Source organism: Alicyclobacillus sacchari, assembly GCF_004366795.1.
GTDB classification, from domain to species: domain Bacteria; phylum Bacillota; class Bacilli; order Alicyclobacillales; family Alicyclobacillaceae; genus Alicyclobacillus; species Alicyclobacillus sacchari.
Genome location: NZ_SORF01000039.1, coordinates 1 through 3983 on the forward strand (window position 1 = coordinate 1; position 3983 = coordinate 3983).

Genomic DNA, 3983 nt, shown 5'->3' on the forward strand with positions numbered 1-3983 from the left:
TTTCGGAAACGATACAACGATAGAAAAATAAGGACTGCTGTGTTGCCACAAAAATGGCGTATGGTAACTATGCCGATTTGCAACCCGTTGTCGCGAACGTCGCTGATATTGAAGCGCCTGGTGGCCGAAGCCTAAGCCAAGCGGACGCCGAACGGCAAATATGTGCCCGTCATGGACGCGGATGTAACGAGCTAAGATGAAAATCGCCTGGTCAACGAGGCACAGACGTACGTTCGCGGCTCCACTGGGTGAGCTCCTGTCTGCACGTCTCACAGATCGGGCGATGGCGGAATAAGCTCGTGCCGTCGATTTGGCCGCAGAACACACAGCCAGGCGAGTACTTGCGCAAGACAACGCAGTCTTCTTCGATGAACACTTCCACACTAGTGTACGCGGGAATATCCAACGTATCGCGAAGAGACTTCGGCAAGATGACACGGTGAAGCGCATCCAATTTCCGCACGATTCCGACCGATTTTCTCATCACGCAGACCTCCAACTCGACATGTCGAATGTCTTTATTCGCGAAATACAAAACTGCTCCTGCTCGCGTATGGCATAAAGTTGGCGCAACGCTTCGAGGTGCCTCGTGTACGATGGTACAAACCTTCGTACGGGAGGCGATTTCACATGAAGCAACCGCAATGGAAACGGGATGTCGTGATGGTGAACCCCAACGAACTCATACCCCATCCACGACGGGACGAAGCTGGCGAACGGTACGATACCCCCGAAGCCATGGACAACTTGCCGACGAACCTTGTTTCTCTCCAAGCGAACATTCTCCAAAACGGAATCCGCGAACCGCTGTTGGTGCAACGTTCGACCAACATCCTGATGACAGGGCATTTTCGTCGCGCTGTCGCGATACAAGCTGGATGGACAGAAGTGCCCGTGCAGTACTTGGATGTGACGGACGAAGAAGCCTACGCAATCATGCTCGCGGACAACTGGGAGCGTAACACGGGTATCATGGATGACTACATGGCTGTGGCTCGGAACATGTTTTACTTTGCATTGCGGTTGAAGTTGTTAGATGAAATAGATGATGATTCCGTGGATATGTCTCCCTCTCGGGAGCGAGAGGGAACCATACCCAGTTTTTCTTCGGAAATCGTCCATTTAGTCAGCAAAAAATTTGAGCGTTCGAGAGCAGTAGTGCGCAAGCATTTCGCGTTGTTAAAGCTAATTCCTGAACTTCAGCATTGGATTAGCGAGAAAAAGATTGGTTTCGAGGGCGGCGCCATGCTTGCCGGTATGAGTGAACAAGCCCAGCGCGATTTCATGCGCGACTATGCGGACTGGCCCAAGATTTCGGACAGCGACATCAAGGCGTTTCGAAATACATGGGAAAGCATCGTAGAACGCCAAACCAACGGATTGGGCGCGGGGGAGGAGCCGATATCGATACCAGAACCTTCATCAGAAACGATAGTTCCTGAGCGCGAAGAAATGCAACCCAACGAGAGCATACCACACATCACGAAATACGCCTCCGATGCTCACGAACTACCAGTGGACACTCATTTCACGGTTGCAGATGGGGGACGTAGTCAGCCGATGTACTCCGCAGAAAAGCGTTCGATTTCTATCGTGGACGTTCCGGAACACAAGATGTTGCTGGCCAGAAATAGGTTGGCTTTGCTTGTCAAAAAGCAAAGACGAGCCATGGAACGAATGACGAACGAGCTGAGTCAGCAGGCCAAGGCCTTGATGGAAGAGATTAAAGACGACGGTCTCCAAGAGATGATGGAGGATATTGAGCAGTTGGAGTTCCACACGAAGGGCATATTGGCGTTGATCGAAAATTTGAAGATGCACGACCGGGAAGCGGTGCAACGACTGGGCGATATCTTTGAGGAGTTCGAAGACCATGCATAAGGAAGGAGACCTGCTCGTCGTCGATACATGGACAGGGCGAGAAGAACGCTTTTCTTATGACGAGGCGTCAGCCAAGCGACCTGAATGGTTAAGCCAGTATGAAAATCGAGAGCGCTATAGATTTTATTGCTTATGTCGCGGTCACGAACGGATCCGACTCCATTTGGTAAAACGTGAGCATTGGCACTTGGCGTCAAATCCGGGACAGGCAAGACTACATGCGCCTCATTGCGGTTTTTATCGGAATGGGGTTGTTCGAATCGTGGAACGCCGAAAAAAGCAGTTTGGCATTGAGACGGTTGAAACGGTGAATGAAAAAGGAGAGCGCGTTGCATCGTTAATTTTCCACGTTGATGACTTTTTTTCGGCAGATCAAGAGCAAACCGAAGAGCATGAACCACCGACTCCGAACATGAGTTCAGCTGCGGAGACAGAGTGCACAATTCTCCCAGAAAAACGTATCATCGTGCGCGGAGAGAGGAAAGTCCGTGGGAAGCTGACGTTTTCAGGTTTCCTACGCGAATGGTATCGAGTTGGGTTGCAATGGTACGAGCATCATCAACAGCACAAAGCAAAAAATGTTTCCGAATTGCTGTATGGTATGTGGCGAGTGATGCTCGACGGAACGATCACGTTCCACGACGGCAAAGACCCACGTGCATTGCTCTTCATTCCCAACCGCTACGTTGAACCTTGGCACGGAGAGCGCCAGAAAATTGTCGTGGGTCAACTCGGCGATCGGAGTCGAAGTGGCTCGGGCGAATTCTGGCGTGTGGACGGGATTTACGCAAAAGGCACGTCTGTGCGCGCCAATTGGAACGTCCTCGTACGTGAAGTCCACTTGTGTCCCAATCCCCATATCGGCGCACTAGTGGCGTTGAGAGTCAAACATGAGGCGGATCAACTCATGAGCGTCTGCCCGGCCAAACAAGCGTTGATCGTAGAGCGAGATGGATGCGCTTGGGTGGATAGTTTGGTTGAGTATCAATTCCACGAAATATTGATGAACGGCTTGCAGCGTCGACCGGATGTCACAGTGGAAAAGCCACTGGAAGGATTGGCTGAGTACGATGGACGCAGACCTGATTATGTATTGCGGATGGAAGGAAAACCGCCACTCATCATAGAGATTTGGGGAATGAGTGGGAAGACGGACTATGATGAGAGCAAAGAAAAACGGCGAGCATTCTATAGACAACTCGAGAAACGGGGCGAACTCCGTTTTCTTGAGTGGGATTCACGGAACCCGAGAGAAAGGGCTGCCGTACTTCGCGACATCGGCTCATGGATGAAGAAATAGGTATTCGGTGCGCTTATTTCTTTGGGGAATGTAAATGGTGTTAACGCTTACGCGTCGTACAAGCAAAAATCTAGCAATCTAGTTATAATAACATTGAGCATCACCTTGGGGGTTCACTCCCTGCCCGCGAAGCGGGAGGGGGTGAGGCCACATGAGTACAGCGACAGCTATCGGGCTGATAATCCAATCAGTCTCGGCAACTATTGCCTTCCTGTCGTTGGTCGTGGCTTTGGTACTTGCCATAGTACGCAAGTAACCGCCCCCTAGGTTTACCGGCCTCGGGGCGGTTACTGCCTTAGAAGCTATCGTAGATAGCGCGGGCAGGGCCAATGCCCAGGCGATGATGCTCAAAGCGTCGGAGGCGCCAACTCCGGCGCTTTTTCATCATCACCACAAAGTATTCTTTCCAGTACGCATCATGCACATGCTGCTGAACCTCTCGTTCTCAGTGTACTCAAACGAACTAGATGATACAAGATAACACTAGATTGAATGGACAATAACAAAATATAATTATATGTTAAAATTATTCCTGGTAATCGCTCGAGCCTTATGACTTCACCATATCTCCACCCCGACGACATCCCGCACATCCACGATACGCACGCCGTTGCACGTTTGCACTCGTAACTCCCGGCCGCAGACGGACACGTAGCCCATCAACACCACATCCCGTTCCGGCGTAAACACCGTCACCCGCACGGCACACCCCTCGCGAATCGCCTCGCTGAGTGTGTACTGCATCTCCTCCAAGCGCTCCTCGGTGAGCGCCGGGCGTTTGCGTCTTGTTCGTTCACGCTGG

At 51.4% G+C, this 3983-nt stretch carries 4 protein-coding genes; 2 read left to right on the forward strand and 2 right to left on the reverse strand.

Features of this window, described 5'->3' with window-relative positions; all coding sequences use genetic code 11:
* Positions 1-211: 211 nt before the first annotated feature.
* Complete coding sequence (locus tag C7445_RS14105) at positions 212-484, reverse strand: AbrB/MazE/SpoVT family DNA-binding domain-containing protein (protein ID WP_134161320.1); 273 nt, start codon at positions 482-484, stop codon at positions 212-214.
* 146 nt (positions 485-630) lie between these two features.
* Between C7445_RS14105 and C7445_RS14110 the strand changes: the two genes are divergently transcribed.
* Positions 631-1881, forward strand: a complete 1251-nt coding sequence (locus C7445_RS14110) for a ParB/RepB/Spo0J family partition protein (RefSeq protein WP_134161322.1) — start codon at positions 631-633, stop codon at positions 1879-1881.
* The gene (locus tag C7445_RS14115) at positions 1874-3181 is read left to right on the forward strand and encodes a hypothetical protein (protein WP_134161324.1); all 1308 of its coding nucleotides are present in this window, start codon (positions 1874-1876) and stop codon (positions 3179-3181) included. The genes C7445_RS14110 and C7445_RS14115 overlap by 8 nt, the downstream gene beginning before the upstream one ends.
* A gap of 558 nt (positions 3182-3739) precedes the next feature.
* Here the strand turns inward: C7445_RS14115 and C7445_RS14120 are convergent.
* The coding region (locus C7445_RS14120) for a YolD-like family protein (protein WP_134161326.1) at positions 3740-3983 on the reverse strand (244 nt) is incomplete at its 5' end.